Origin of the sequence: Leifsonia virtsii (assembly GCF_030433675.1) — a bacterium.
GTDB lineage: Bacteria > Actinomycetota > Actinomycetes > Actinomycetales > Microbacteriaceae > Leifsonia > Leifsonia virtsii.
On record NZ_JAROCB010000001.1, the window covers coordinates 1,195,347 to 1,217,857 of the forward strand.

General features: G+C 72.2%; 15 protein-coding genes and 1 tRNA gene. 4 read left to right on the forward strand and 12 right to left on the reverse strand.

Annotated elements, in window-relative coordinates:
* Position 1: 1 nt before the first annotated feature.
* Genes P5G59_RS05815 through P5G59_RS05840 form a run of 6 tightly spaced genes read right to left on the reverse strand, consistent with a single transcriptional unit; the run spans position 2 to position 5,201 of the window.
* A complete protein-coding gene (locus tag P5G59_RS05815; protein WP_301216878.1) occupies positions 2-1,780 on the reverse strand; it encodes a sensor histidine kinase in 1,779 nt (592 codons plus the stop codon).
* The gene (locus P5G59_RS05820) at positions 1,777-2,193 is read right to left on the reverse strand and encodes a response regulator (RefSeq protein ID WP_301216880.1); all 417 of its coding nucleotides are present in this window, start codon (positions 2,191-2,193) and stop codon (positions 1,777-1,779) included. The genes P5G59_RS05815 and P5G59_RS05820 overlap by 4 nt, the downstream gene beginning before the upstream one ends.
* Positions 2,186-2,344: a hypothetical protein gene (locus P5G59_RS05825; RefSeq protein WP_301216882.1), complete on the reverse strand. Its 159-nt coding sequence runs from the start codon at positions 2,342-2,344 to the stop codon at positions 2,186-2,188. The genes P5G59_RS05820 and P5G59_RS05825 overlap by 8 nt, the downstream gene beginning before the upstream one ends.
* Positions 2,341-3,126 (reverse strand): PHP domain-containing protein, encoded by a 786-nt coding sequence (locus P5G59_RS05830; RefSeq protein ID WP_301216884.1) that lies wholly within the window; start codon positions 3,124-3,126, stop codon positions 2,341-2,343. Before P5G59_RS05830 ends, P5G59_RS05825 begins: the two co-directional genes overlap by 4 nt.
* The gene (locus P5G59_RS05835) at positions 3,123-4,136 is read right to left on the reverse strand and encodes an ATP-grasp domain-containing protein (RefSeq protein WP_301216886.1); all 1,014 of its coding nucleotides are present in this window, start codon (positions 4,134-4,136) and stop codon (positions 3,123-3,125) included. The genes P5G59_RS05830 and P5G59_RS05835 overlap by 4 nt, the downstream gene beginning before the upstream one ends.
* A complete protein-coding gene (locus P5G59_RS05840; RefSeq protein ID WP_301216888.1) occupies positions 4,137-5,201 on the reverse strand; it encodes a response regulator in 1,065 nt (354 codons plus the stop codon). It abuts the gene before it with no gap.
* A gap of 119 nt (positions 5,202-5,320) precedes the next feature.
* On the opposite strand from P5G59_RS05840, the gene P5G59_RS05845 reads away from it, so the two are divergent.
* Positions 5,321-5,397, forward strand: a tRNA-Met gene (locus P5G59_RS05845).
* A gap of 198 nt (positions 5,398-5,595) precedes the next feature.
* Here the strand turns inward: P5G59_RS05845 and P5G59_RS05850 are convergent.
* Together P5G59_RS05850 and P5G59_RS05855 are read right to left on the reverse strand one after the other, a co-directional pair.
* Complete coding sequence (locus P5G59_RS05850) at positions 5,596-8,523, reverse strand: UPF0182 family membrane protein (RefSeq protein WP_301216890.1); 2,928 nt, start codon at positions 8,521-8,523, stop codon at positions 5,596-5,598.
* A gap of 84 nt (positions 8,524-8,607) precedes the next feature.
* Complete coding sequence (locus P5G59_RS05855; RefSeq protein WP_301216892.1) at positions 8,608-9,747, reverse strand: YlbL family protein; 1,140 nt, start codon at positions 9,745-9,747, stop codon at positions 8,608-8,610.
* 172 nt (positions 9,748-9,919) lie between these two features.
* Here P5G59_RS05855 and P5G59_RS05860 point away from each other — a divergent pair, with 172 nt between their 5' ends.
* Both P5G59_RS05860 and P5G59_RS05865 read left to right on the forward strand, forming a co-directional pair.
* Positions 9,920-11,278, forward strand: coding sequence for a zinc-dependent metalloprotease (locus P5G59_RS05860; protein WP_301216894.1), 1,359 nt, complete (start codon positions 9,920-9,922; stop codon positions 11,276-11,278).
* A gap of 42 nt (positions 11,279-11,320) precedes the next feature.
* Positions 11,321-12,139 carry a hypothetical protein gene (locus P5G59_RS05865; protein ID WP_301216896.1) on the forward strand — a complete coding sequence of 273 codons (819 nt, stop codon included), beginning with the start codon at positions 11,321-11,323 and terminating at the stop codon, positions 12,137-12,139.
* On the opposite strand, the gene P5G59_RS05870 is transcribed toward P5G59_RS05865, so the two are convergent.
* Together P5G59_RS05870 and nudC are read right to left on the reverse strand one after the other, a co-directional pair.
* Positions 12,084-13,856, reverse strand: a complete 1,773-nt coding sequence (locus P5G59_RS05870) for an ATP-dependent helicase (protein ID WP_301216898.1) — start codon at positions 13,854-13,856, stop codon at positions 12,084-12,086. The genes P5G59_RS05865 and P5G59_RS05870 overlap by 56 nt on opposite strands.
* On the reverse strand, positions 13,853-14,872 hold the full coding sequence (gene nudC / locus P5G59_RS05875) for an NAD(+) diphosphatase (protein ID WP_301216900.1): 1,020 nt from the start codon (positions 14,870-14,872) through the stop codon (positions 13,853-13,855). Before nudC ends, P5G59_RS05870 begins: the two co-directional genes overlap by 4 nt.
* Positions 14,873-14,932: 60 nt before the next feature.
* On the opposite strand from nudC, the gene P5G59_RS05880 reads away from it, so the two are divergent.
* Complete coding sequence (locus tag P5G59_RS05880) at positions 14,933-16,006, forward strand: phosphotransferase (RefSeq protein ID WP_301216902.1); 1,074 nt, start codon at positions 14,933-14,935, stop codon at positions 16,004-16,006.
* On the opposite strand, the gene P5G59_RS05885 is transcribed toward P5G59_RS05880, so the two are convergent.
* Both P5G59_RS05885 and P5G59_RS05890 read right to left on the reverse strand, forming a co-directional pair.
* Positions 15,937-19,290, reverse strand: a complete 3,354-nt coding sequence (locus P5G59_RS05885; RefSeq protein ID WP_301216905.1) for an ATP-dependent helicase — start codon at positions 19,288-19,290, stop codon at positions 15,937-15,939. The two genes, P5G59_RS05880 and P5G59_RS05885, sit on opposite strands and share 70 nt — an antisense overlap.
* On the reverse strand, positions 19,287-22,445 hold the full coding sequence (locus tag P5G59_RS05890) for an ATP-dependent helicase (RefSeq protein ID WP_301216907.1): 3,159 nt from the start codon (positions 22,443-22,445) through the stop codon (positions 19,287-19,289). Before P5G59_RS05890 ends, P5G59_RS05885 begins: the two co-directional genes overlap by 4 nt.
* Between the last annotated feature and the right edge of the window lie 66 nt (positions 22,446-22,511).

The following is a 22,511-nucleotide window of genomic DNA, read 5'->3' on the forward strand; positions in this document are numbered from 1 at the left end:
CTCACGGCGCCACCTCGGCGCGCGGGATGGCCGCCGTGACCGGCTCCGGCGTCTCCACCGGCAGGACGATGCTGATCGACGTGCCGACGCCCTCCTCGCTCGCGATGTCGAGCCGGCCGCCGTGCGCCGTGACGATCGCCTTGGTGATGGTGAGGCCGAGACCCACCCCGGGCACCGCGTTGCGCGTGGCGGTGGACGCGCGGAAGAAGCGCTGCGAGAGCCGGCTGAGCTCCACCGCAGGGATGCCGATGCCGGTGTCGGAGACGGCGATCACCGCCGTCTCGCCCTCAGCCCGGAGCGCGACCGTGACGGTGCCGCCCGACGGCGTGAACTTGATCGCGTTGGAGACGAGGTTGTCGACCGCCTGCCCGAGCCGCACCGCATCGCCACGGACCGTGAGCGGCCCGTCCGGCAGGTCGCCGACGATCGTCACGCCCGCGTTGGCCGCGACCGGACGTGCGGACTCGATGGACGCCGACACCACGCTCCCGAGCTCCACATCCTTGATGTCGAGCGGGAACCGGCCCGACTCCACCTGAGCGGTGAACAGCAGGTCGCCGACCAGGCGCAGCAGCCGATGCGCGTTGCGCTCCGCGACGCCGAGGTACTGCAGCTGCTCCTCCGAGAGCGGCGCCTCCTCATCGTCGCGCATGAGCTCCAGGTAGCCGAGGATCGACGACAGCGGCGTGCGCAGCTCGTGCGAGATCAGGCCGACGAACTCGTCCTTGAGGCGCGCGAACTCCCTCGCCTGCGTCATGTCGGTCGCCACGAAGATGAAGCCGACGCGGTGCCCGTTCTCGTCGAGCCGCGGCGTCGCGGCCACCTGCACCGCCACGCGCTTGCCGTCGGGACGCACGTAGGTCCAGTCGCGCACGTCGGCGGAGCCGGCCCGCACGGTGTCGACCAGGGCGGAGAACTCGTCCACGCTCGACACCGTGGTGACGCGGGCGTCCATGTCCTCCAGGCGCTGCTCGATCTCCTGGGTGTCGTGAAAGTCGATGATGTGGTGCTTGCCGTCGAGCACCTGCTTCTCGGTCAGGCCGAGCATCTTCGCCGCGCCCGGGTTCCAGACGTCGATGAGCCCGTCGAGGTCGGTGCCGATGACAGACTGCTCGGTGACCGCGTTCCAGATGCTCTGGATGAGACGGTTCGCGGTCTTCAGCCGCGCCTCGTTGAGCACCAGCTCGTCCTGCGCGGTGACCGCCTGAGCCAGCAACTGCTGCTGCTGCTCGACCGCCTCGCGCGCGACCTTGAGCTGCACGCGCATCCGGTGGGCGATCTCGTTGATGACGACGGCCACGATCAGGTAGAGCACCGGCGAGAAGAACGCGCGGACGACGTCGGCCGGCGATCCTCCTCCGCCATCGATCACGAGCGGGGCCAGCAGCACGATGAAGGTGCCGGCCGCCGCGATCAGGATGTTGATCCGCCCCTCCTCGGAGGCGATCCACACGAACGGCAGCAGGGTCAGCACCACGAACGGCGACGCAGAAGACCCGGTGCCGAGACGCATCAGCCCGACGGCGAAGAGGGACAGCACCGGGACGATGACCGCCCACTCCGCGGCCAACCGTCGCCAGGGCACGACGAGGGACAGCACCGTGGCGACCAGGACGAGCACGATGCTGGCGACGAACTCCGGCCAGTCCGTGACCGGCACGCCGTTGGGCATCAGCGCGATGAGAGCGACGATGCCGAAGCCGATGAGCGTCGGCACCTGCTTCATGAAGGCGGACGGCGAGTCGATGGGGATGCGGCTGAGCCAGCGGTCGAGGGTCATGCCTTCTCCTCCAGCGCGAGCATCTCGCGGATGCGGGTCGACAGCAGCCGCGGGCTGAACGGCTTCACGATGAAGCTGTCGGAGCGGTCGGCGACCACGCCGTGGTCGGTGAGCAGCTGCACGGAGGCGGACACCATGAGGATGAGCGTGTCCTTCGTGAGCGCATCGGAGCGGATGGCCTCGGCGACTTCGACGCCGTTGAGTCCCGGCATCGAGATGTCGAGCACGGCCAGGTCGACCCCGCCGGAGCGGACGGCGTCGAGTGCGTCCCGGCCGTTGTCCACGGCGGCCACGATGTCCACACCCGCACGGGAGGCGGCGATCGTCATGAGGCCCCGGATGTCGGCGTCGTCGTCCGCGATGACGACCCGCTTGCGGTCGCCCGCCACGAGTCTTTCGGCGGCCTCAGACATGCAGGAACACCACCCGGACGATCACGATGACCGCGGAGACCAGCAGCGCCACACCGGCGTACACCGGCAGCCGGTACTCCCAGCGGCGGTTGCGCTCGAGCTCCTCCTCGATCTGCTTCCGCACCTCGACCGGCGGTTCGACGGGACTCATCGGGCCTCCTCGGTCTCGGCTGCGTTCTCGGCTGCGACGCGGGCGGACGCCGCGTCGAGGAGCGCGGGGACGCGTTCGTAGCGTCCGACGTCGGCGGCGACGTGGCTGTCGGTGGAGGCAACGATACGCGCTCCGGCACGCAGCAGCGCGGCGATCGCGTCGGGCCCCGGGCACGCCCACTTCTCGTTGACCTCGACGATCGTGCCGGTCGCGGCCGCCGCGTCCGCCCAGGCGAGCAGGCGCTGCGGACCGAGCTGCGACTCGTCCAGGCCCACCTTCGGCAGGATCGAGAACCAGTGCGCCAGCTGGGCGTGCGGCGTGCGCTCCATCGCCCGGATGCTGGCCTCGACGAGCAGGTCGAGCGCGTCGTCGGCGGAGAGCCCGGCGTCGAGCCGTTCCCGGGTCGCGGTCGGCGACCACGGGCCGTCGGTGCCGGGGAACTGGTGGTCGCCGATGACGACCGCGTCCACGCCGCCGGGGCCGACGACCAGGCCGGCCGGCGTGTCGACCCTGCCTGCCGCATCCAGCAGCTTCGCCTCCACCCCGGTCAGCACCGTGAGCCCCTCCGGGATGCGCTCCGCAGCGACCGCCGACAGGAACTCCGGCACCCAGGTCGTCGACGCGCGCACGTGATCGGTCAGGCGGAGGGTCGCGAGGCCCGCGGCCGACGCTGCGGCGATGTTTTCCGCAAGGGTGCTCCTGGCGTCGTCGGAGAACGTGGAGTGGACGTGGAAGTCGCCGTGCAGCACGGCGGGCAGCCGAGCGGCCTCCGTGGCGCTCACTCCTCCGGTCCCTCCGTGTGCGCCGCGTTCTCGGAGACCAGCACGTCGGCGGGACGCAGGAACACGTCCTCCAGGAAGCGGACGTTCGCCAGCTCCTCGAAGTCGACGGCGGAGGGGACGGGGCGGCCGAGCACGAGGTCGAGCAGCAGCGACGGCATGTCGACGCCCGCGGCGATCGTCAGCGGCATCGCGCCCGGGAAGCGCGGATTCACCTCCAGCAGCGCCGGGACGCCGTCGGAGCTGTAGCGCAGCTGCACGTTCGCGACGCCGGTCAGGCCGATCGCGCGCGCGACGTCGGCGGCGGTGTCGGAGAGCTCCGCCCGCCGCACGGTGCGCCCGGCGATCGAGACGCCGGAGTCGACCCGCTCGCGCGATCGCGGGACCGCGGCGATGACCGCTCCGTCGAGACCCGCCAGCACGTCGACGGAGAACTCCTCGCCCGGCAGGTTCTCCTGGATGATGATGCTCTCGTCGGTGCCGAGCGCCTCGAGCGTCCCGCGGTCCGGGATGAGGCGCACGCCGCGCGAGCCGGCCCCGCTGCGGGGTTTCACGATCACCGGGAAGGTCCAGTCGGCTCCGACGCCCTCGCGGTTCAGCAGGCGGGTCACCGGGATGCGCGCGCGTCCGTCGACGCGCTGCACCAGCGCGTACTTGTCGAGGCACGTGACCAGGGTCTCGTGGGTGGGCGCGGCCAGCGCCGTGCCGACCGCGGCGAGCTCGTCTCGCCGGGCCGCGAGTCCCGGGAGCTCGACGTCGACGGTCGAGAACAGCACGTCGATGCCGTCCTCGCGGCTCATGGCGATGAGCGCGTCGACGAAGCCGTCGGAGCGGCCCGGCGGAACGATGCGCCGGCGCTCTGCGGGCACGAGGTACAGGCCGCTCGCCCAGCCGTCCATGTCGGCGGCGAACACGTCGACGTCGTCGCGGGCGAGCAGCGACCGGATCACGGCGACGCCGGCCGGGCCGCCCGCGCCGGTGACCAGGACGCGGGTTCGGGTGGTGTCGGTCATCTACGCGGTCCTCCGGATGCGGGCGTCGGTCTGGATGCTGGAGGCCGGCACCGAGATGTCGGCGGTGTCGCGCATGACCTCCAGGGGTTCGCAGCTCTTCCCGCCGCCGAAGCGCGACCAGTAGCGGGCGGTGGCGAGCACGAAGTCGGGCTCGAGGTAGGCGCGCAGCTCGGTCTGCGAGCGGAAGCAGTCGAGCAGCCGCAGCTTGGTCTCCGTGAACCCGTCGATCGGCACGAAACGGGTGGGCCGGAAGTCGATGGTCGCCGACGGGCTCTGATAGCAGCACACGGTCCGCACCGAGCGCGTCGCCACGTTGGTGGCGGCGTGGACGGCCCGGTGGTCCTGGTGCCGGTCGTGCGACGAGTGGGTGTAGACGATGTCGGGCTGCACCTCGGCTACCACTCGCTCGATGATGCTCACCGTCGGGTCCGCGGCGGAGATGTGGGTGTCCTCCAGGTCCTCCAGGAACAGCCGGGCGCCGAGCAGCTCCGCCGAGGCGAGCGACTCGTGCTGCCGGTCGTCGGCGTCGCCTCCGCGGGCGCCGCGCGAGAGGGTGAGGATGACGACGTCGTTGCCCGCGTCGCGGTGGGCGGCGAGGATGCCGCCGACGCCGATCTCGACGTCGTCCGGGTGGGCTCCGATCGCCAGCACGACCTGCCGGCGCTGTGCAGCGCGCTTGACGCGGCTCTCGGCCGCGAGACGGTTCACGATCTCCACCAGCTCCGCCGAGGCGACCGGCTTGGTGAGGAACTCATCCGCCTGCGCGCGCAGAGCGGAGACGGCGTAGTCGACCGAGACGTGCGCGGTCATCACGACGACGGGCATGCCAGGGTACCGGTTGCGCAGCTCCTTGAGCAGGTCGAGGCCGGAGATACCGGGCATCTCGATGTCGGTGATGACCAGGTCGGGATCGACCTCCGCGATCGTCTCCAGAGCGACCGCCGGATCCGTCACGGCGAACGCCACAGCATCCGCTCGCTTCTCCAGCACGGTCTTCATGAAGAAGGCCACATCCGGGTCGTCCTCGACCACCACCACCCGGAACTTCGTCACGGCACTCGCCATCGCATCCCCTATCTGGAACAGACTCTAGTAGGACGACCGGTCCACACGGATCGACGCGCCCGGGCGGGTGTTCGCGATTTCACCCCCCTGAAGAACCGTGCTAGAGTCATTTCTTGTGCCGCGGGGTGGAGCAGCTCGGTAGCTCGCTGGGCTCATAACCCAGAGGTCGTAGGTTCAAATCCTGCCCCCGCAACCAATAAGGCCCCTGACCGGGAAGTTCTCCGGTCAGGGGCCTTTGCTTTGCCCAGACCCGCCCGCGAGTGCGCCCCTGCGTCACGTCTGCGGGTGCGCGCGCACCCGCAGACGTGACGGGCGGCGGCAGTCGCGCGAAGTGCGGAGACGGCGAAGCGGCCCGCACCCGGAGGCGCGAGCCGCTTCTGCGACGATCGTGACGCTACTTGGCCGCGGGCTGCCCCTCGGCCGCGACGGCGTCGGCGATGGCCTGCTGCAGGCGCTGCTGCGCCGCACCGTACGCCGTCCAGTCCCCCGCCTTCAGCGCGGCCTGGCTGTCCGACAGGGCCTGCCTGGCGCGCTGCAGCGCATCCTGCAGTGCGGGGTTGTTCGCCGACGAGCTTCCGCCGCTGCCGCCCGAGGTCTCACCGCCGGACTGGCCGGTGCCTCCCGTGCCGGTTCCGGTGGTCGGGACGTTGTTGTCGCCCGCACTCGCACCCGAGTCGCCGCCGAACAGGGCGTCGAGCGCCTGGTCGAGCGTGTCCTCGAACTCGATCTTGTCGCCGAACGCGACCAGCACCTTCTGCAGCAGCGGGTAGCTGGTCTCTCCCGACGACCGGACGTAGACCGGCTGCACGTACAGCAGTCCGCCACCCACCGGCAGCGTCAGGAGGTTGCCGTTGATGACCTCCGATTTACCCTGGCGCAGCAGGTTCAGCTGCTGCGACACGGTCGGATCGGAGTCGAACTGATTCTGCATCTGCCCGGGCCCTGGGATGCTGTCGCCCGACGGCAGCTGCAGGAGTCTGAGCTTGCCGTATCCGGAGGCGACCTTGCCCTTCTGGTCGCCGGCGTCCGCATCCACCGACAGGTAGCCCTTGAGCACCGACCTGCTCGACTCGCTCGTGCCCTGCGGGATGAACGTCGAGTAGAGCGAGAACGTCGGATCCTTCTGGCCCGGCATCTTCAGCGTCAGGTAGTACGGCGGCTGCAGCGCCGGGTTGCTCGACGGCGAGGTCGGGTCGTTCGGCGTCGTCCAGGCGTCCTCACGCGAGTAGAAGGAGCCCGCGTCGGTCACGTGGTACTGCCCGAGCACCGACCGCTGCACCTTGAACAGGTCAGACGGGTAGCGCACGTGGCTCATCAGCTGCGCGCTCATGTCGCTGACCGGCTTCACCGTCGACGGGAAGATCTTCTGCCACGTCTTGAGCACCGGGTCGGTGGTGTCCCACGCGTAGAGGGTCACCGAGCCGTCGTAGGCGTCGACCGTGGCCTTCACCGAGTTGCGGATGTAGTTGATGTCGTCGAAGGCGTACGCGGGCTTCGGGGTGTCCTTGTCGGCCGTCGCGTCGCTCAGGCTGCCGACGTGCGAGTACGGGAACTGGTCGCTCGTCGTGTAGCCGTCGATGATCCATTTGACCCGGCCGTCGACCACGGCGGGGTACGCCTGCGAGTCGAGCGTCAGGTAGGGCGCGACCTTCTGCACGCGCTTGATCGGGTCGCGGTCGTAGAGGATCTGCGAGTCGTTGTTCACCGCGTCGGAGAGCACGATCTGCTCGTCCTGGAACTTCAGCGCGTAGACCAGTCGCTTGAAGATGTTGTCGAGCTTCGGGCCTCCGTTGCCGTTGAACGTGGTGTACGTCTGCTGCGCCCCCTCGGCTCCGCCCGGGTAGTCGAGCTCGACGGCCTTGCTGCCCTTCGGCGCGCCGACGATCGAGTAGGTGGGCGACTGCTCGCCGAAGTAGATGCGCGGCTGGTACGACCCGAGCGTGCCGGAGGTGGGGATGCCCGACTCCAGGAACACGGGCTGCCCGTCGGTCGAGCGCTTGTTGCCGTAAGCGGCCACCAGACCGTAGCCGTGCGTGTACACGATGGTGTCGTTGAACCAGTTGCGGGCGCCGCCGAGGCCGGACTGCTGCAGCTCGCGCACGGCGACCACGGCGTCCTGCTGGGTGCCGTCGAGGTTGTAGCGGTCGACGTTCAGCTTCTCCGGGAACGCGTAGTACTGCCGGAACTGCTGCAGCTGACGGAACGATGGGCTCACGACGGCGGGGTCGAGGATGCGGATCTGCGCGGTGGTCTGCGCGTCCTGCCGCAGGGCGCCCTGCTCGGCCGTGGTCTTGGCGTTGTACGGGATCGTCTCGATGTCGCTCAGGCCGTATGCCTCGCGGGTGTAATCGATCCCCCGCTGCACGTAGGGCGTCTCGAGCGTCTTCTGGCTCGGGTCGACCTGGAAGCGCTGCACGACCCAGGGCACGATCGCGCCGACCACCAGCGCGGCGACGACGAGCAGCGCCGTGCCGACGATCGGGAACCGCCAGCGTCCGATGAACGCCGTCAGGAAGAACAGGATGGCGACGAAGATCGCCGCGCCCGCCAGGATCGCGCGGCCCGGGATGGTCGCGTTCACGTCGGTGTACGAGGCGCCGTTGATCATGTCGTTGACGTTGGAGTCGGTGACCGTCGCGTAGCGGTCGAGCCAGATGCTCACTCCCTGCAGCAGCAGGTAGAGCCCGGCGACGACCGAGATCTGGACGCGTGCGGCGCGCGAGATGCGCACCTCGCGCCCGCTCACCCGGATGGACCCGTAGAGGTAGCAGGTGGCGAGCGTCGCCAGCAGCGAGATGAGCACGACGGCCGAGGCGAAGCCGACCAGGCTGCGCAGGAACGGCAGGTCGAAGAGGTAGAAGCCGATGTCGAGGTGGAACAGCGGGTCGGACTTGCCGTACGAGGTGCCGTTCAGCCAGAGAGCGGCGGTCTGCCAGCGGCTGGCCGCCGAGACGCCAGCGAAGATGCCGAAGACGATCGGGATGCCGTACATCGCCAGCCGGCGCAGCGGCTCGATGACCTGCTGGTAACGGTCGAGCTGCGAGTTCAGCTTCGCGTAGACCGGCCGGAGCCGGTAGGCGAGCTGGATGCACAGCCACAGCGGGACCGCCATGCCGAGGAAGCCGATGAAGAACATGGCGAGCCCGGCCAGCCACTGCGTGGTCAGCACGTTGAGGTAGCCCAGCTGGTCGTACCAGAGGATGTCCGCGTACAGCCCGGCGAACACGAAGAAGAGGATCACCACCGCGACGATCACGCCGAGAGTGATCCAGATGGCCGCGCGCCGGCGGCCTGCGGGTCGAGCTGCTGCTGTTGAACTCACGTATGGCCTTCTTGGTCTCGCGTGACGGGTGTGACCTCCATCCTAGGCAGCCGACGCTGGGAGAATGTTGCGGCTCCGCCGACCTCAGCCTGCGGGGCAGGTGGGAAGATCCGCCGTGCTCGACCCGTCCCGCACGGCCTCGAGGACCTTGAGCGAGTCGGACAGCGTCTTCACCGCGAACACGTGCAGGCCCGCCGGGATGTGGCCGGTGACCTCGTCGCAGTTGGAGGCCGGTGCGAGGAAGTAGCTCGCCTTCCCCTGGTCGCGTGCGGCGTACATCTTCTGCCGGATGCCGCCGATCGCGCCGATCTGGCCGGTGTTGTCGATCGTGCCGGTTCCGGCGACGCGCTTGCCGCCGTTGAGGGAGCCCGGGGTCAGCTTGTCCATGATCCCGAGGGCGAACATCTGGCCCGCGCTCGGGCCGCCGACGTCGTTGAGCTGGATCTTCACGTCGAACGGGAAGGTGTAGTCCATGCCGGCGCCGATCCCGAGCACGACCTGGCCCTCCGACTCGGTCGGCGTGAGCGAGACCGTGGTCGCAGCGCCGTCGCGCACGATCCCGAGCTCCGCCGCCTTCGACGCGCCGTTCGCCTTCACGGCGCTGCGCAGCTCGTCGACGCTGCTGACGACCGTGCCGTTGACCGTGGTGATCTCGTCGCCGACCTTGAGCACGTCGGCGGCCGGGGTCTTCGGGATGAGCTGCTTGACGGCCACGTGCTCGGGAAAGGTGTAGCCCAGCTCGTTGAGCGCCGCGGCGATCGCGTCCTGCTGCGAGTCGACCATGAGGGCCGCGTTCTGGGCGTTGGACTGCTCGGTCGTAGTCCCGGGCGGGAAGACGCTGTCGATCGGCAGCACCGCCTTGCTCGGCTGGAACCACGCGCCGACGATCTCGATCCAGCTTGGCCGCTGATCGGGGTTGCCGACCAGCGAGACGGTCAGCAGGTCGAGCGAGCCCGAGGTCGGGTAGGTCTTCTGCCCGGGGATGCTGATCAGCGGTTTCGTGTCGCCGCTGGGCTTCGCGCCCACCTGCTGATCGGTGCCGAGCGTGTTGTACACCGGTCCCGGTTGCTCGATCACGAACGGCGCGGGGACGAAGGCGAGCACCAGCGCCAGCAGCACGGCGACGGCGATCGCCACCCAGCCGACGATGACCCGCTTCGGCGGCGCCACGCGCTCCGGCTCCTGCCTGTACAGCGCCGGATCGTCGTCGCTGAACAGGGTCACGGGCCCATCCTCTCGGTCGTGTTCGCCACGGGCGCACGGCCCGAAGGCGAGCATAGGGCAATTCCCATCCGCCTCCCCGGCACCAGCGGCTAGCGTAGACGACAAGCCTGAAGCCGAGCCGACGACGACGGCACGCCTCGGGCCGGAACACTTCGAGAAGAGGACGCTGACGATGGCCGACGATCGGAACGACGACCGGGACCCGGACCGCGACGACGACGAGCTCCGGGACATGCTGAACCAGTTCCTGTCGGGGAACGGCGCATCGATCGACCCGAGCCGGCTGGCCGGCGCCGCGGGCCTGCCGAACGATCCGGCCAGCATCCAGGCCCTGCTCGGGCAGCTGCAGAACGCCCTGATGAACCCGGGCGGCGGCATCAACTGGGACATCGCCGAGCAGCAGGCGAGGCAGCTCGCCGCCGACGGCGCCCACACCGTCACGCCGGCCGAGCGCGCGTCGCTCGACCAGGCCTTCCACGTCGCCTCCCTCTGGCTCGACGAGGCGACCGGCGTCGCCGGGCTGAGCGCGTCGCCCGAGCTGATCGGGCGCGCCGAGTGGGCCAGGCAGACCATGCCGCTGTGGACCCAGCTCGCCGAGCCCGTCGCCCTCAGCATCTCCGATGCGCTCACGCAGGTGCTCGCCGAGCAGGCGCCGGAGGAGATGCAGGCGATGCTGCAGAACGCCGGCCAGGTGATGCGCTCGATCGGCGGCGCGCTCTTCGCGATGCAGCTCGGCCAGGTGGTCGGGCAGCTGTCGAAGGAGGTCGTCTCGGGCGGCGACATCGGCATCCCGCTGCTGCCGGACGGCGCCGCGGCGCTCATCCCGCAGAACGTCGCGGAGTTCGGCGAGGGCCTCGACATCCCGGACGACCAGATCCAGCTCTACCTCGCGGTGCGCGAACTCGCCCACGCCCGGCTGTTCCGGCACGCCAAGTGGCTGCGCCTGCAGCTGATCACGCAGATCACCGCGTTCGCGAAGGGCATCCGGATCGACACCGACGCCCTGGAGTCGCTCGCCGAGAACTTCGACCCGTCGAACCCGGAGGAGCTCCGCGAGGCGATGGTCAGCGGGAGGCTCATCCCGCCGCGCACCGAGGAGCAGCAGGAGGCGCTCGCGCGCCTGGAGACCGTGCTCGCGCTGGTCGAGGGCTGGGTCGACGTGGTCACCGCGAACGCGACCCGGCTGCTGCCGCGCGCCGACGCCATCGCCGAGACCGTTCGGCGGCGCCGTGCCTCCGGCGGTCCGGCTGAGTCGGCCTTCGCGACCCTCGTCGGGCTGGAGCTGCGCCCCCGCCGGCTGCGCGACGCGGCCGCCATGTGGCGCGCGGTGACGGACGCGGTCGGCATGGACGCGCGGGACGACCTGTGGTCGCACCCGGACCTCCTCCCTCAGTCGTCCGACCTGGACGACCCGTCGGCCCTGGTCGCCCGCCTCACCGCCGCCGCCACCGGCCAGCCGCCGGAGCAGGACGAGTTCGACCAGGCCATCGAGGACCTCCTGCGGGAGGACCGCGACCGCCCGACGGAGTAGTCCCCGCCGAGGCCTGTGGATAAGGCCGGAACGCGGCATCGGATGCGGCAGGATGCCGGGATGGTGCTGCTGCTCGACCCCCGCCTCCCCCGCGTCTGGCGGACGCCCGCGTCCGTGCAGTTCGGGGTCGACCGGCCGGTGCTGGTGCTCGACGGCGTCACCGCGGCGGAGGAGCGCATGCTCGCAGCTCTGGGCGACGGCGTGACCCGGCGCGGGCTGGAGGTGATCGCCCTGCGGTCGCGCGCCTCCCGGTCGGATGTCGCGGCGCTGCTGCAGAAGGTGGCGCCGATCCTCGTCGAGCCGTCCCCTCGCGCGACCGACCCCGTGCTCGTCGTGCTCGACGGCGCAGGTCCCACTGCCGCGACCGTGCAGCGGCTGCTGACGGACGCGGGCGTCGAGGTCCGCAGCGGCCTGCGCTGGACCGACCCGGCGGTCGAGCGGGCCGACGCCGCCGCGCTCGTCGCCTCGTACGCGGTCGAGCCGCAGCGGCACGCGCGCTGGCTGCGCCGCGACATCCCGCACCTGGCGGTCGTCTACTCCGACGGCGGGGTGACGGTCGGGCCGCTGGTGCGCCCGGGCAGCGGGCCGTGCCTGCGCTGCGTCGACCTGCACCGCACCGACGCCGACCCGGCGTGGCCGGCGATGGCGACCCAGCTGCACCGGCGGCCGCCGCCCGGCGAGACGGCCGTGTCCGCTGCGGCGGCTGCGGCGCGCGCGGTCGCGGAACTGCTCGCGGTGACGGTCCCGCGTCCACGGGCGATGGTCGGCCGCAGCGCACACCTGCCGGCCGGGGGCACCGACTGGATCAGCCGCGACTGGGAGCCGCACCCCGGGTGCGGCTGTCTCGGCCCTCCGCCGTGACGGCCGGGCGCAGCTCGCCGAGGAAGCGCGACGGCTGCCGCAGCGACGGCCGCCCCGGCTGGTTGCCGCGCGCCGACCAGCTGAGCCGGAGGCGACGCCGGGCGCGCGTGATGCCGACGTAGAGCAGGCGACGCTCCTCGTCCACCTGCTCGAAGGTGGTCGCGTAGCTGATCGGCACGAGCCCCTCGCTCAGCCCGACGAGGTACACCGAGGGCCACTCCAGGCCCTTCGCCGCGTGCAGGGTCGCCAGCGTCACCGCCGACATGGTCGGCTCGTGCTGACCGGCCTGGCGCGCGAGCAGCTCGTCGGTGAAACCGCGCAGCGTCTGCCCGGCGGGCTGCTCGTCCACCAGGCCCATGATCGCGTTGAGCGACTCCCAGCGCTCGCGCACGGCACCGCGGCCCTCCGGAGGCTGGACGGACCAGCCGAGCGAGCGCAGCACGTCGCTGACCGACTTGAACAGCGGGTCGTCGGTGGCCGCGAGGCTCGCCGCGCGCAGCGACATGATCGCCTGGCGCACCTCCGGCAGGTCGAAGAAGCGCTTCGCCCCGCGGATCTGGTAGCTGATACCCCGGTCGCCGAGGGCCTGCTCCAGAGCGGCCGCCTGCACGTTCACCCGGTACAGCACCGCGATGTGCTCGGGACGCGCACCCGCGGCGAGCTCCGCCGCGATCTGCTCGGCGACGGCGCGGGCCTCGGCCCGGTCGTCCTCGTAGGCGGCCGGCTCGGGCACCGGCTCCGCGGCCTCCGGCGTGTGCGCTGCCTCGGCCGGACGCAGGGTGAGCGCGCCGGAGCGGCCGCGCATCAGCCGGTTGGCGGTGTCGATGACGGGCGCGGTCGAGCGGTAGTTCTGCTCGAGTCGCAGCACGGTGGCCCCCGGATGCTCGCGCTCGAAGCCGAGCAGGTAGTCCGACCGCGCTCCCGCGAACGAGTAGATGGTCTGGCTGGCGTCGCCGACGACGCACAGGTCGGTGCGCGTCCCGAGCCACAGGTCGAGCAGCTGGTGCTGCAGCGGCGAGACGTCCTGGTACTCGTCGACCACGAAGAAGCGGTACTGCTCGCGCACCTGCATCGCCACGGCGGGTTCGGTCTCGATCATCCCGGCGCAGGCGAGCAGCACGTCCTCGAAGTCGATCTGCTTGCGGTCGTCCTTGAGGTCTTCGTACCGCTGCAGCAGGTCGGCGACCTGCTCGGCGGACAGCGAGCCGGGGGTGGGCCTGCCGGCCGCGGTGTACTGCTCGACGCTCAGGCCGGAGACCTTGCGCCACTCGATCTCCGCGGCGACGTCGCGCAGGGTCGCGGTGTCCACCTTCAGCTTGAGCGTCTCCGCCGCCTGCCCGAGGATGCGGCCCTTGCCGTCGAGCACCGACGGGAGTTGGCCGCCGACGACCTGCGGCCAGAAGTAGTTGAGCTGGGCGAGCGCGGCCGAGTGGAAGGTGCGGGCGGACACTCCGCCGGCGCCCAGCTGGCGGAGTCGCCCGCGCAGCTCGGCCGCGGCGCGACTGGTGAAGGTGAGCGCCATGACGCGGTTCGGGGCATACGCCCCCGATGCGACGCCGTACGCGATCCGGTGCGTGATGGCGCGGGTCTTGCCCGTGCCCGCGCCGGCGAGGATGCAGACCGGGCCGAACAGCGCCTCCGCCGCGACCCGCTGCTGCGCATCGAGGCCGGCGAGGAGCGCCTCCGGGGTCGCCGGAGCGCCCGGCGCACCGCTCACGGCGCCGGCGGCTCGTCGAGCGGGCCGCCGTACCAGTCCTCGATCAGGGCGCGCGCGATCGACGAGCGCCCGGGCAGGATGATCTGCTCGCGCGCCTCCCAGAGCTGCTCGCGGCTGAACCAGCGCAGGTCGAGGATCTCCTCGCCATCGGGGTCGAGCGCCGAGGCCTCCTGGTCGTCGGCGAGACGCGCGGTCATCCCGACCATGACCGACGCGGGGAACGGCCACGGCTGCGACCCCTTGTAGCGGGCGTCGACCACGCGGATGCCGGCCTCCTCGAGCATCTCGCGCGCCACCGCCGCCTCGAACGACTCCCCCGGTTCGACGAACCCGGCCAGCAGCGAGTAGCGGGAGTTCTCCCACATGGCGTTCGAGCCGAGCAGCAGCCGGTCGTCGGCGTCGAGCACGGTCACGATCACCGCCGGGTCGGTGCGCGGGAACACCTCGGAGCCGTCCTCCAGGCAGCGGCGCACCCATCCCGCCTGCTCGACGACCGTCGGCGTGCCGCAGCGCGGGCAGTGGGTGTGCGTGGCGTGCCAGTTCGCCATCGCCAGAGCTTCGGTGAACAGGCCCGCGTCCCGGTCGCTCAGCGCGGTGGCGACGGTGCGGAGGTTGCCCCAGCGCGCCTCGTCGGGCTCCAGCTCCTGCGCGGCGGCGTCGGTCAGCACCTCGAGCACCACGGCGGTGCCGGCCGGTTCCGTCTCGGTCGCGACCAGCGTCCGGCCCAGGTAGACGCGGATCAGGGCGGAGGTCACCCGCTCCACCGGCAGCAGGTCGAGGGCGGCGGGACCGGCGTCGGGCGCCGACCAGCCGTCGGCGGCGGGCGTCGCGGCGGCGACGCTCGCCGGCGTCAGCAGCGCGCGGCCCTTCCAGAGCGCGAGCACGCGCGTGGAGGGTTCGCCCCAGAGCTCGTCGAACAGCGCGGGGCGCGAGCGCGCCGCGTGGTCGCGGTCGGTCGCGTGCCGGGACAGCGGCAGCGCGGCGAGCGGCAGAGCGGAGGCGGGAGCGGACGACATCGAGGTCCTTTCGGGGCGTGGCGGACGGCCGTCGCAGGGCGGTTTGATTAGCCTAGGTGCATGGCCAGATCCCATCTCACTCTAGCCGCGCTGGCCACCTCGGCCGTCCCGGACCTCGATGTCTCCGGCGCCCGCGCGCACAGCCACGGCGGTGCGGGCGAGTTCGACTCCGCGCTGCTGAACACGAGGGACGGCTCCACCGTGATCGTGCGCGTCCCCACCTCGCAGGTCGCCGAGACCGAGCAGAGCGCCGACCTGGTCGCGCTGCGCGCGCTGACCACCGGGATCCGCAGCAGGCTGCCCTTCGACGTTCCGCGCTTCCTCGGCCAGGCTCCGGTCGGCGGGACGCGCGCGGTCGTCTACGACTACCTCCCCGGCTCGCACATCGCGGTCGAGGAGGTGCCGCCGGGCGACGGGCTGGCCGGTTCGATCGGGCACGCGATCGCGGCCATCCACGCGCTCCCCACCGCGTTCGTCGGCGAGGCCGGTCTCCCGGTCATGTCGGCGGCGGAGTGCCTCACCGCGGCCACCTCGGTCATCGAGTCGGCCGCCTCCACGGGTCTTCTGCCGGTGGCGCTGCGCGACCGCTGGCGCGACGCCGCGGCCGACCACTCGATCTGGCAGTTCCAGCCCACCGTCATCAACGGCTCGCTCACCGCCGACTCGTTCCTCGTCGAGGACGAGACCGTCACCGCCGTGCTCGGCTGGTCGGCGCTGCGCGTCGGCGACCCCGCGCGCGACCTGCACTGGCTGCTGGCCATGAACCCCGGCGCCACCGACGGCGCGCTCGGCGCCTACGCTTCCCGCCGGCAGGTCGCCACCGACCGGCAGTTCACGCAGCGGGCCATGCTCTACGCGGAGCTCGAGGTCGCGCGCTGGCTGCTGCACGGCCGCGAGGTGCGCGACCAGCACATCGTGGACGACGCCGTCGAGATGCTCGACGGGCTGGTCGACCGGGTGCACAGCAACGCCATGAACCCGCTCTCGACCGCGACCGGCCCGATCATGGCCGTGAACGACGTCGAGGCCATGCTCGACCGCACCCCCGGCGACCGTCCGGACGGCTACCGCCGCTCCGGCGGCATGAAGCCGGTGGACGACGACCAGAGCGACGTCAGCTCCTCCTCCGCGTAGAGGCGCTCCGGTCGCACCACGCGGTCGTCGGCGACGAAGTAGAAGACGGCGTCGATCCGCTCCGGTTCGATGCCCGCATAGCGCGCGAAGGCGAGCCGGTAGAGCGCCAGCTGCAGCTGCTTGCGCTCCAGGTCCTCCGCGTCCCGCGGCGCCTTGCCCGTCTTCCAGTCGACGATCTGGAAGTCGTGCGCGCCGTCGTCGACCCGGTAGACCGCGTCCAGCTTGCAGACCACCACCTGTCCGGCGAGCGTGATGTGGATCTCCAGCTCGACCTCTTCGGGCCGGCGGCCCGACCACTCGCTGCGCTCGAACGTCGCCTTCAGCTCCTCGAAGCGCTCCGCCTCCAGCCCGTCGGCCATCGGGTCGTCGAGCTCCGGGCCGTAGGCGTCGAGCACGTCGGCACTGCCGACGAGCGTGCCGAACCGCTCCTCCACCCAGTGGTGGAACAGGGTGCCGAGCCGCGTCTGCCGGTACGGCCGCTCGGGCATCGGGCGACGCAGCGAGGCGGCGACCGCGGCGGGATCACTGACGTAGTCCTTGAACCGCGAGGCCGGGATGCGCGCGGGCAGCTCGACGAGACCGGCCTCCTCGGAACGCCGGGCGCGCTCGGCGAGCAGCAGGTCGAGGTCGCGCGCGTACACGCCTCCGTCCCCGGCGCCGCGCTCACGTGCGCGCCGGACGGCCTCCGCCGCCGCCTCCACCCTCGTGCGCCGAGCGCCGAGCGGATCGAGCGGCCAGGTCACCGTCGACGCGCTCAGCGCGAGCGGGTTATCGTCCGGGTCGTCGCAGTCCGGGAAGGCGTCCTCCGGCAGGAGCCCGGCCGCCTGCAGTTCGAGCAGGTAGGCGCCGGGGCCGCGCGGGCGGGTCTGCGTCGACCAGTACGAACCGGTCAGCAGCAGGCGGCGGCGGGCACGCGTGACCGCCACGTAGATGAGTCGGCGCTGCTCGTCCAGGTGACGGGCCAGGTTGTCCTCCTCGAACGCGGCGATGGAGTCGTTCACGTCCTTCTGCGTCTCCGCCGTCCGCCAGGCGATCACCGGGAGCTCGGCCGAGTCGCCGCGGAACTCGTTCGGCAGCTGCCCGAAGGCCAGCCAGCCCTTCCTGCTCTGCGGCGGGCCCGGGAGCTCGCCGTCGACCAGGCGCGGGATGGCGACGACGTCCCACTCCAGACCCTTCGAACCGTGGATGGTCAGCACCTGCACCGTGCCCGGCTCCGGATCCTCGCTGCGCGGAGCGAGGTTGTCGCGCTGCTCCGCCTCGGCGAGCCAGGAGAGGAAGGAGCCGAGGGTCGCCTGGTCGTCGGCCGCGAGGTACGACGCGACCTGCTCCGCGAACGCGTCGAGGCTGGCCTGGCCGAGCTGTGCGGTCTCGTTGGCGGCGACCTCGATGTCGAGCAGCAGCTCCTGCTGAACGAGCGTGACGAGGTCGAGCAGGTCGAGCCCAGCCCGGGAGCGCAGGTGGTCGAGTCGCCGGCCGGCGTCGCGCATCCGCTCGAGGCCCTCCGCGCTGAACGCCTCCAGCCGTCCGTGGCCCTCCGGCGCCTCCACCACGAAGTCGAGCGCGTCGACGAGGGAGGCGGACTCCTCCCCCGCGACCGACCGCCGCAACCGGTCGCGCAGCTCCGGATCGAGCTTCTGGTGCCGGTGGTCGCGCTCGGCGAGCCAGGAGGCGACGTCGCGCAGGGCGGCGATGTCCTTCGGCCCGACGCGCCACTTCGCACCGGTGAGCAGGCGGATCAGCTCCGACCCCGCGGTCGGGTCGTGCATGACCCGCAGCGCGCTGACCAGGTCGGCGATGACGGGCTGCTCCAGCAGGCCGCCCAGCCCGAGCACGTGGTACGGGATGCCGTGCCCCGCGAGTGCGCTGGTGAAGACGTCCACTTTCTTCAGCGACCGGCAGAGCAGCGCAGCGCTCGGGGGCGCGCCGGAGTCGTCGCGTTCGCGCAGGCGCCCGCCCAGCCAGCGGGCGACCGACTCGGCCTCGTCGGCCACGGTCTGTTCGAACACCGCGGTCAGCTCGCCCGCGACCGCGCCCGGCCGCGGCTGCAGCCGCTCGACGTGGACCGGCGAGGCCGCCGTCAGCGGGGCGACCAGCGCGTTGGCCGCGTCGAGGACCCGGGTCGGGTTGCGCCAGCTCGTGCTCAACGCGTACTCGTCGGCACCGTCGCGCTCCCCGGTGAAGTCGAGCGAGAAGCGCCCCAGGTTGGCCGCGCTCGCGCCGCGCCAGCCGTAGATCGACTGATGCGGGTCGCCCACCGCCATCACGGGGCGGCCCGCGAAGAGGCGCGAGAGCATCCTGGTCTGCACGACCGAGGTGTCCTGGTACTCGTCGAGCAGCACCACGCGGTAGCGCCGGCGGTAATCGGCCACCACCTCGGGCAGCCGCTCGCACACCGCGAGGGCGAGCGCGACCTGGTCGGAGTACTCCACGAAGCCGCGGCGGCGCTTCTCCTCGTCGAAGGCGCGGGCGAGGTCGAGCAGCGGAGGGAGCGAGCCGACGGCGTCGACGGCGGACCGGACGGACGCGTAGACGTCCTTGACCCGGCCGTTGCCCGTCGGCAGCTCGGCGATGCGGGCGAACTGCTCCACCATCCGCTCGACGTCTCCGGCCTCGGCCACGTTCTCGCTCAGCGCCCGGCTGAGCGACACGACGGCGCTCGTCACCGCCTCCACGCCGCGGTCGAGCTCGACGAGGCGCTCATCCGCGGAGTTCACCACGAGCCGCCGGGCGAGCTGCCACGCCGACGCCTCGCTCAGCACCGCCGACTCCGGCTCGCGGCCGATCAGCAGCGCGTTCTCGCGGAAGATCGCGTTCGCGAAGGCGTTGTAGGTCGCCACCTCGGGCGCCTCGAACGGGTCGAACTCCACGTCGGTCACGCCGGAGGCGACGAGCTGCTCGATGCGCGTGCGGATGCGGCCCGCGAGCTCGCCCGCCGCTTTGCGCGTGAAGGTGAGACCGAGGATCTCGGGCACCCGGACGTGCCCGTTGGCGAGCAGCCAGACGACGCGGTTCGCCATCGTCTCGGTCTTGCCGCTTCCCGCCCCCGCGACGACGATCGCGGGGCGCAGCGGCGCCTCGATGACGGCCTGCTGCTGCGGCGTCGGGATGGGGAGGCCGAGTGCCTCGGCGATCTCGGCGGCGCTCAGGGCGCGCGCCGGGCGCCGATCCTCCTGCTCGGTCTCCTCCTGCAGCGAGAAGGCCTGCTCGACCAGGTCGAGTTCGGCCTGCTCGGTGGCCCACACCAGCAGACCCTCATCGTCGACGTGGGTGGCCTCGTCCGTCATGCTCCTCCTCCCGCGCTGACCGCCGGCACCAGGTGGATGCGGTACTCGTACGACCCGTGCGGGTCGCGCTCGCCCAGGTCGACGACGCCCGCGAAGGTCGAGGCCGCCATCCCCTCAGCCGCCGCGGCCACGCGCTCGCGCAGCCGCTCCAGCCGCTCCTCGTCGACGCGGTCCTGCGCGACCTCGCGGTAGCCCTTGCCGCGCACGCCCTTCGCGACGAACAGCAGCTTCGCTCCGCCGGAGGTCAGACCCTCCGCCTGCTCGATCGCACCGTGCTCCATCGCGAGCTGGTAGGCGCCCAGCTGCGCGTGCTGCTCCGCCTCCGCCGCCGTCGGCGTGCGGTTGCCGGTCTTCAGGTCGACGATGACCACCGTGCCGTCGGGCGTGCGCTCGACCCGGTCGATCGTGCCGCGCACCAGCGCGCGGCCGATCCGGAGCTCGAAGGAGCCCTCCGAGCCGAGCAGGGTGCCGCCGGCGCGCTCGAAGTCGCGCAGGTACTCGGAGACGCCCGCGGTGAGCGTGCGGGTGCGCCGGCGCTCCTTCTCCTCCAGCCACGGCGACTCGAACGCCAGCTCGCCCCAGCGGCGCTCGATCCCCCGCCAGAGACGTTCGACGCTGAGGTCGCGGTCCTCGCTCGTGCTCGCCTCCTCCATGACCGCGTGCACGACGGTGCCGATGCCCGCGGCGAGCCCGCTCGGCGAGGCGGCCATGGTGTCGACGAACCAGGCGAGCGGCGACTTCTCGAAGGTCTCCAGCCGCGACGGCGAGACGCGCACGACCGCCTCCGGGTCGTCCAGATCGACGAGCGGGTCGGTGGTCGACGGTTCGAGCAGTCCGTACCAGGAGGACGGGTCGGCGCCCTCCACCTCGGCGTCCGCGAGCCGCGCGAGGGCCTCGGCGGCGTCCGGGGCTCCCGTGGTGACCAGCCGGCGGCGCAGCCGGCCGACCATGCCGCGCAGGGAGAGCGGATGGGCGCCGTCGTCGGCGTCGTCGACCGCGAGGTCGCCGGCGAGCCGGAGGAAGGGCGAGGGCTGCTCGTCGTCGTTCGCCGTCGCGGTGAGCAGCACCTGGCCGCGGGCGCGGGAGACGGCGAGGGCGAACATCCGGAGCTCGTCGCCCAGCACCTCGGCCCGGGCGTCCTCCGTCTCGGTGGTGCGGCCCTCGATCGCGTCGGCGAGCTCCTGCGGGTGGAGCAGGGAGCCGCGCAGCCGCAGGTTCGGCCAGACGCTCTCCTGGAGCCCTGCGACAGCGACGACCTCGAACTCGCGCCCGATCGCGGCGCTCGGCGTGCAGACGAGCACGGCGTCGCCTGCGGTGCCGGGGGCGAGCGTGTCCTCCGGGACTTCGGCGCCGAGCAGCTCGACGACGAAGTCGGCGGCCGGCCGTTCGGGGTAGCGCTCGACGAAACGGCGGGCCGCCGTGAACAGCGCGACCACGCCGTCGAGATGGCGGTTGGCCTCGTCGGCGACGATTCCGGTGCGCTCCGAGTGCTCCAGCCAGCGCGAGGCCAGGCCGCTGCGCTCCCAGACGTGCCAGAGCAGCTCCTCGATGGAGGCGCCCTGAGCCGCCTTCTCGCGGCCGGAGCGCAGCGTCTCGGCCAGCCGGCCGGCGCGGCGCGCGGGGGCGGCGTCGATGGTGGCCAGGTGCGCAGGATGCTGCAGAGCCTCCACCAGCAGCTCGTCGCCCGGGCGGTTGCCGTCGCCCGAGAGCTCCTCCTGGCGCAGTGCGAGGCGCAGCCGGCGCAGGCTGACGCTGTCGAGCCCGCCGAACGGCCCGAGCAGCAGCTCGGTGGCGACGAGCGGCGTGAGCTCGACGGTGCCGAGCTGGACGCCCGCGACGGTGATCAGCTGCCGCGCCGCGAAGTCGTCGCGCAGCGGGCGGCCGGCGATGCTCGTCGTCGTCGGCACCTCCGCGACCGCGAGCGCCCGGGCGAGCGCGGGGACGTGGGCGCCGGAGCGGACGATCACGGCCATGTCGCTCCACGGGACGCCGTCGAGCAGGTGCCGCTCGCGCAGCTTGCGCGCCAGCCTCGATGCCTCGGCGGGGGCGGAGACGGCGACCAGGCGCACGACCTCGGGCGGGCGCCCGGCCGCAGCGTCGGAACCCGTCTCGGCGATGGGCTCCGGGCGCCCCGCGGCCGCCATCCGCTGCACGCCGGCCGCTGCGGCGCCGATGCGCTCCGTGGCCCGCGCGGTCAGCTCGCGCAGGGCGGGCGTCTGGCGGTGCGCGGTCGTGAGCACGAAGCGCGACACCGGCACGCCGAGCCGCGACTCCAGCTGGCCGAGCGCGGTCGCCTGCGCGCCGCGGAAGGTGGTGGACGCGACGTCCGGGTCGCCGAACGCGATCACCGCGACGCCGCGCTCGGCGAGGGCGCGCAGCAGCGCGAGGGTGGCGACCGTCGCCTCCTGCAGGTCGTCGACGAAGACCGCGCGCAGCCGGTCGAGCGAGCTGCCCTCCTGCACGACCGTCACCGCCGACGCGATGAGCTCGGCCGAATCGACGAAGCCGCCGCGGTAGCTGTCGACGACGAGCTGGTACTCGGCGATGAAGCGCGCAGCGGCGCGCCACTCGTCGTGGCCGGTGATCGCGCCGAGCTCCGAGAGCCGGGAGGGAGTGATCCCGCGCTCGGCGCAGCGCGCCATCAGCTCGCGCAGCTCGGTGCGGAAACCGCGGAGGGCGCGCACCTCGTCCACCAGCGGTTCCGGCCAGTGCGGACCCGTTCCGTCCTCCATGTGGCCGCTGAGGAGCTCCGCGACTATCTGGTCCTGCTCGCCGCCGGTGAGCAGGCGCGGCGGCTCCGCGCCGAGGCGGCGCGCGCGCTCCCCCACCAGCTGGAACGCCAGGGAGGTCGCGGTGCGGGCGAGCGGGCCGTTCGTCGGCACTCCGAGGCGCAGCGCGATGCGGTCGCGCAGCGCCGTCGCGGCCGTGCGCGAGGCACTCAGGGCGAGCACCTCGTCCGTCGCGTAGCCGCGCTGCGCGACCCGCTCGGCGACGGCCTCGACGAGCACGGTCGTCTTGCCGGTGCCGGGCGCGCCGAGCACCGCGGCGGACGCGCCGTCGGCCAGCAGGAGCACCTCCGCCTGCGCCCCGTCGAGCTGCGGGACGCCGGCGGACGCGGCTCGTGCCGGTCGCATCCGGAAGCCTCGCGTCGTCATGGTTTTCACGCTATCGGCGTCCGCCGACAGAGAACGCGAGCGAGGGCCGCGAGCCGTGTGCCGTAG

What these genes read in the sequence shown, in the direction of transcription:
- P5G59_RS05815 (WP_301216878.1), bottom strand. Translation starts at nt 1,780, where the DNA reads ATGACCCTCGACCGCTGGCTCAGCCGCATCCCCATCGACTCGCCGTCC.
- nudC (WP_301216900.1), bottom strand. Translation starts at nt 14,872, where the DNA reads ATGTCGTCCGCTCCCGCCTCCGCTCTGCCGCTCGCCGCGCTGCCGCTG.
- P5G59_RS05890 (WP_301216907.1), bottom strand. Translation starts at nt 22,445, where the DNA reads ATGACGACGCGAGGCTTCCGGATGCGACCGGCACGAGCCGCGTCCGCC.
- P5G59_RS05860 (WP_301216894.1), top strand. Translation starts at nt 9,920, where the DNA reads ATGGCCGACGATCGGAACGACGACCGGGACCCGGACCGCGACGACGAC.
- P5G59_RS05825 (WP_301216882.1), bottom strand. Translation starts at nt 2,344, where the DNA reads ATGAGTCCCGTCGAACCGCCGGTCGAGGTGCGGAAGCAGATCGAGGAG.
- P5G59_RS05820 (WP_301216880.1), bottom strand. Translation starts at nt 2,193, where the DNA reads ATGTCTGAGGCCGCCGAAAGACTCGTGGCGGGCGACCGCAAGCGGGTC.
- P5G59_RS05885 (WP_301216905.1), bottom strand. Translation starts at nt 19,290, where the DNA reads ATGACGGACGAGGCCACCCACGTCGACGATGAGGGTCTGCTGGTGTGG.
- P5G59_RS05835 (WP_301216886.1), bottom strand. Translation starts at nt 4,136, where the DNA reads ATGACCGACACCACCCGAACCCGCGTCCTGGTCACCGGCGCGGGCGGC.
- P5G59_RS05865 (WP_301216896.1), top strand. Translation starts at nt 11,321, where the DNA reads ATGCGGCAGGATGCCGGGATGGTGCTGCTGCTCGACCCCCGCCTCCCC.
- P5G59_RS05840 (WP_301216888.1), bottom strand. Translation starts at nt 5,201, where the DNA reads ATGGCGAGTGCCGTGACGAAGTTCCGGGTGGTGGTGGTCGAGGACGAC.
- P5G59_RS05880 (WP_301216902.1), top strand. Translation starts at nt 14,933, where the DNA reads ATGGCCAGATCCCATCTCACTCTAGCCGCGCTGGCCACCTCGGCCGTC.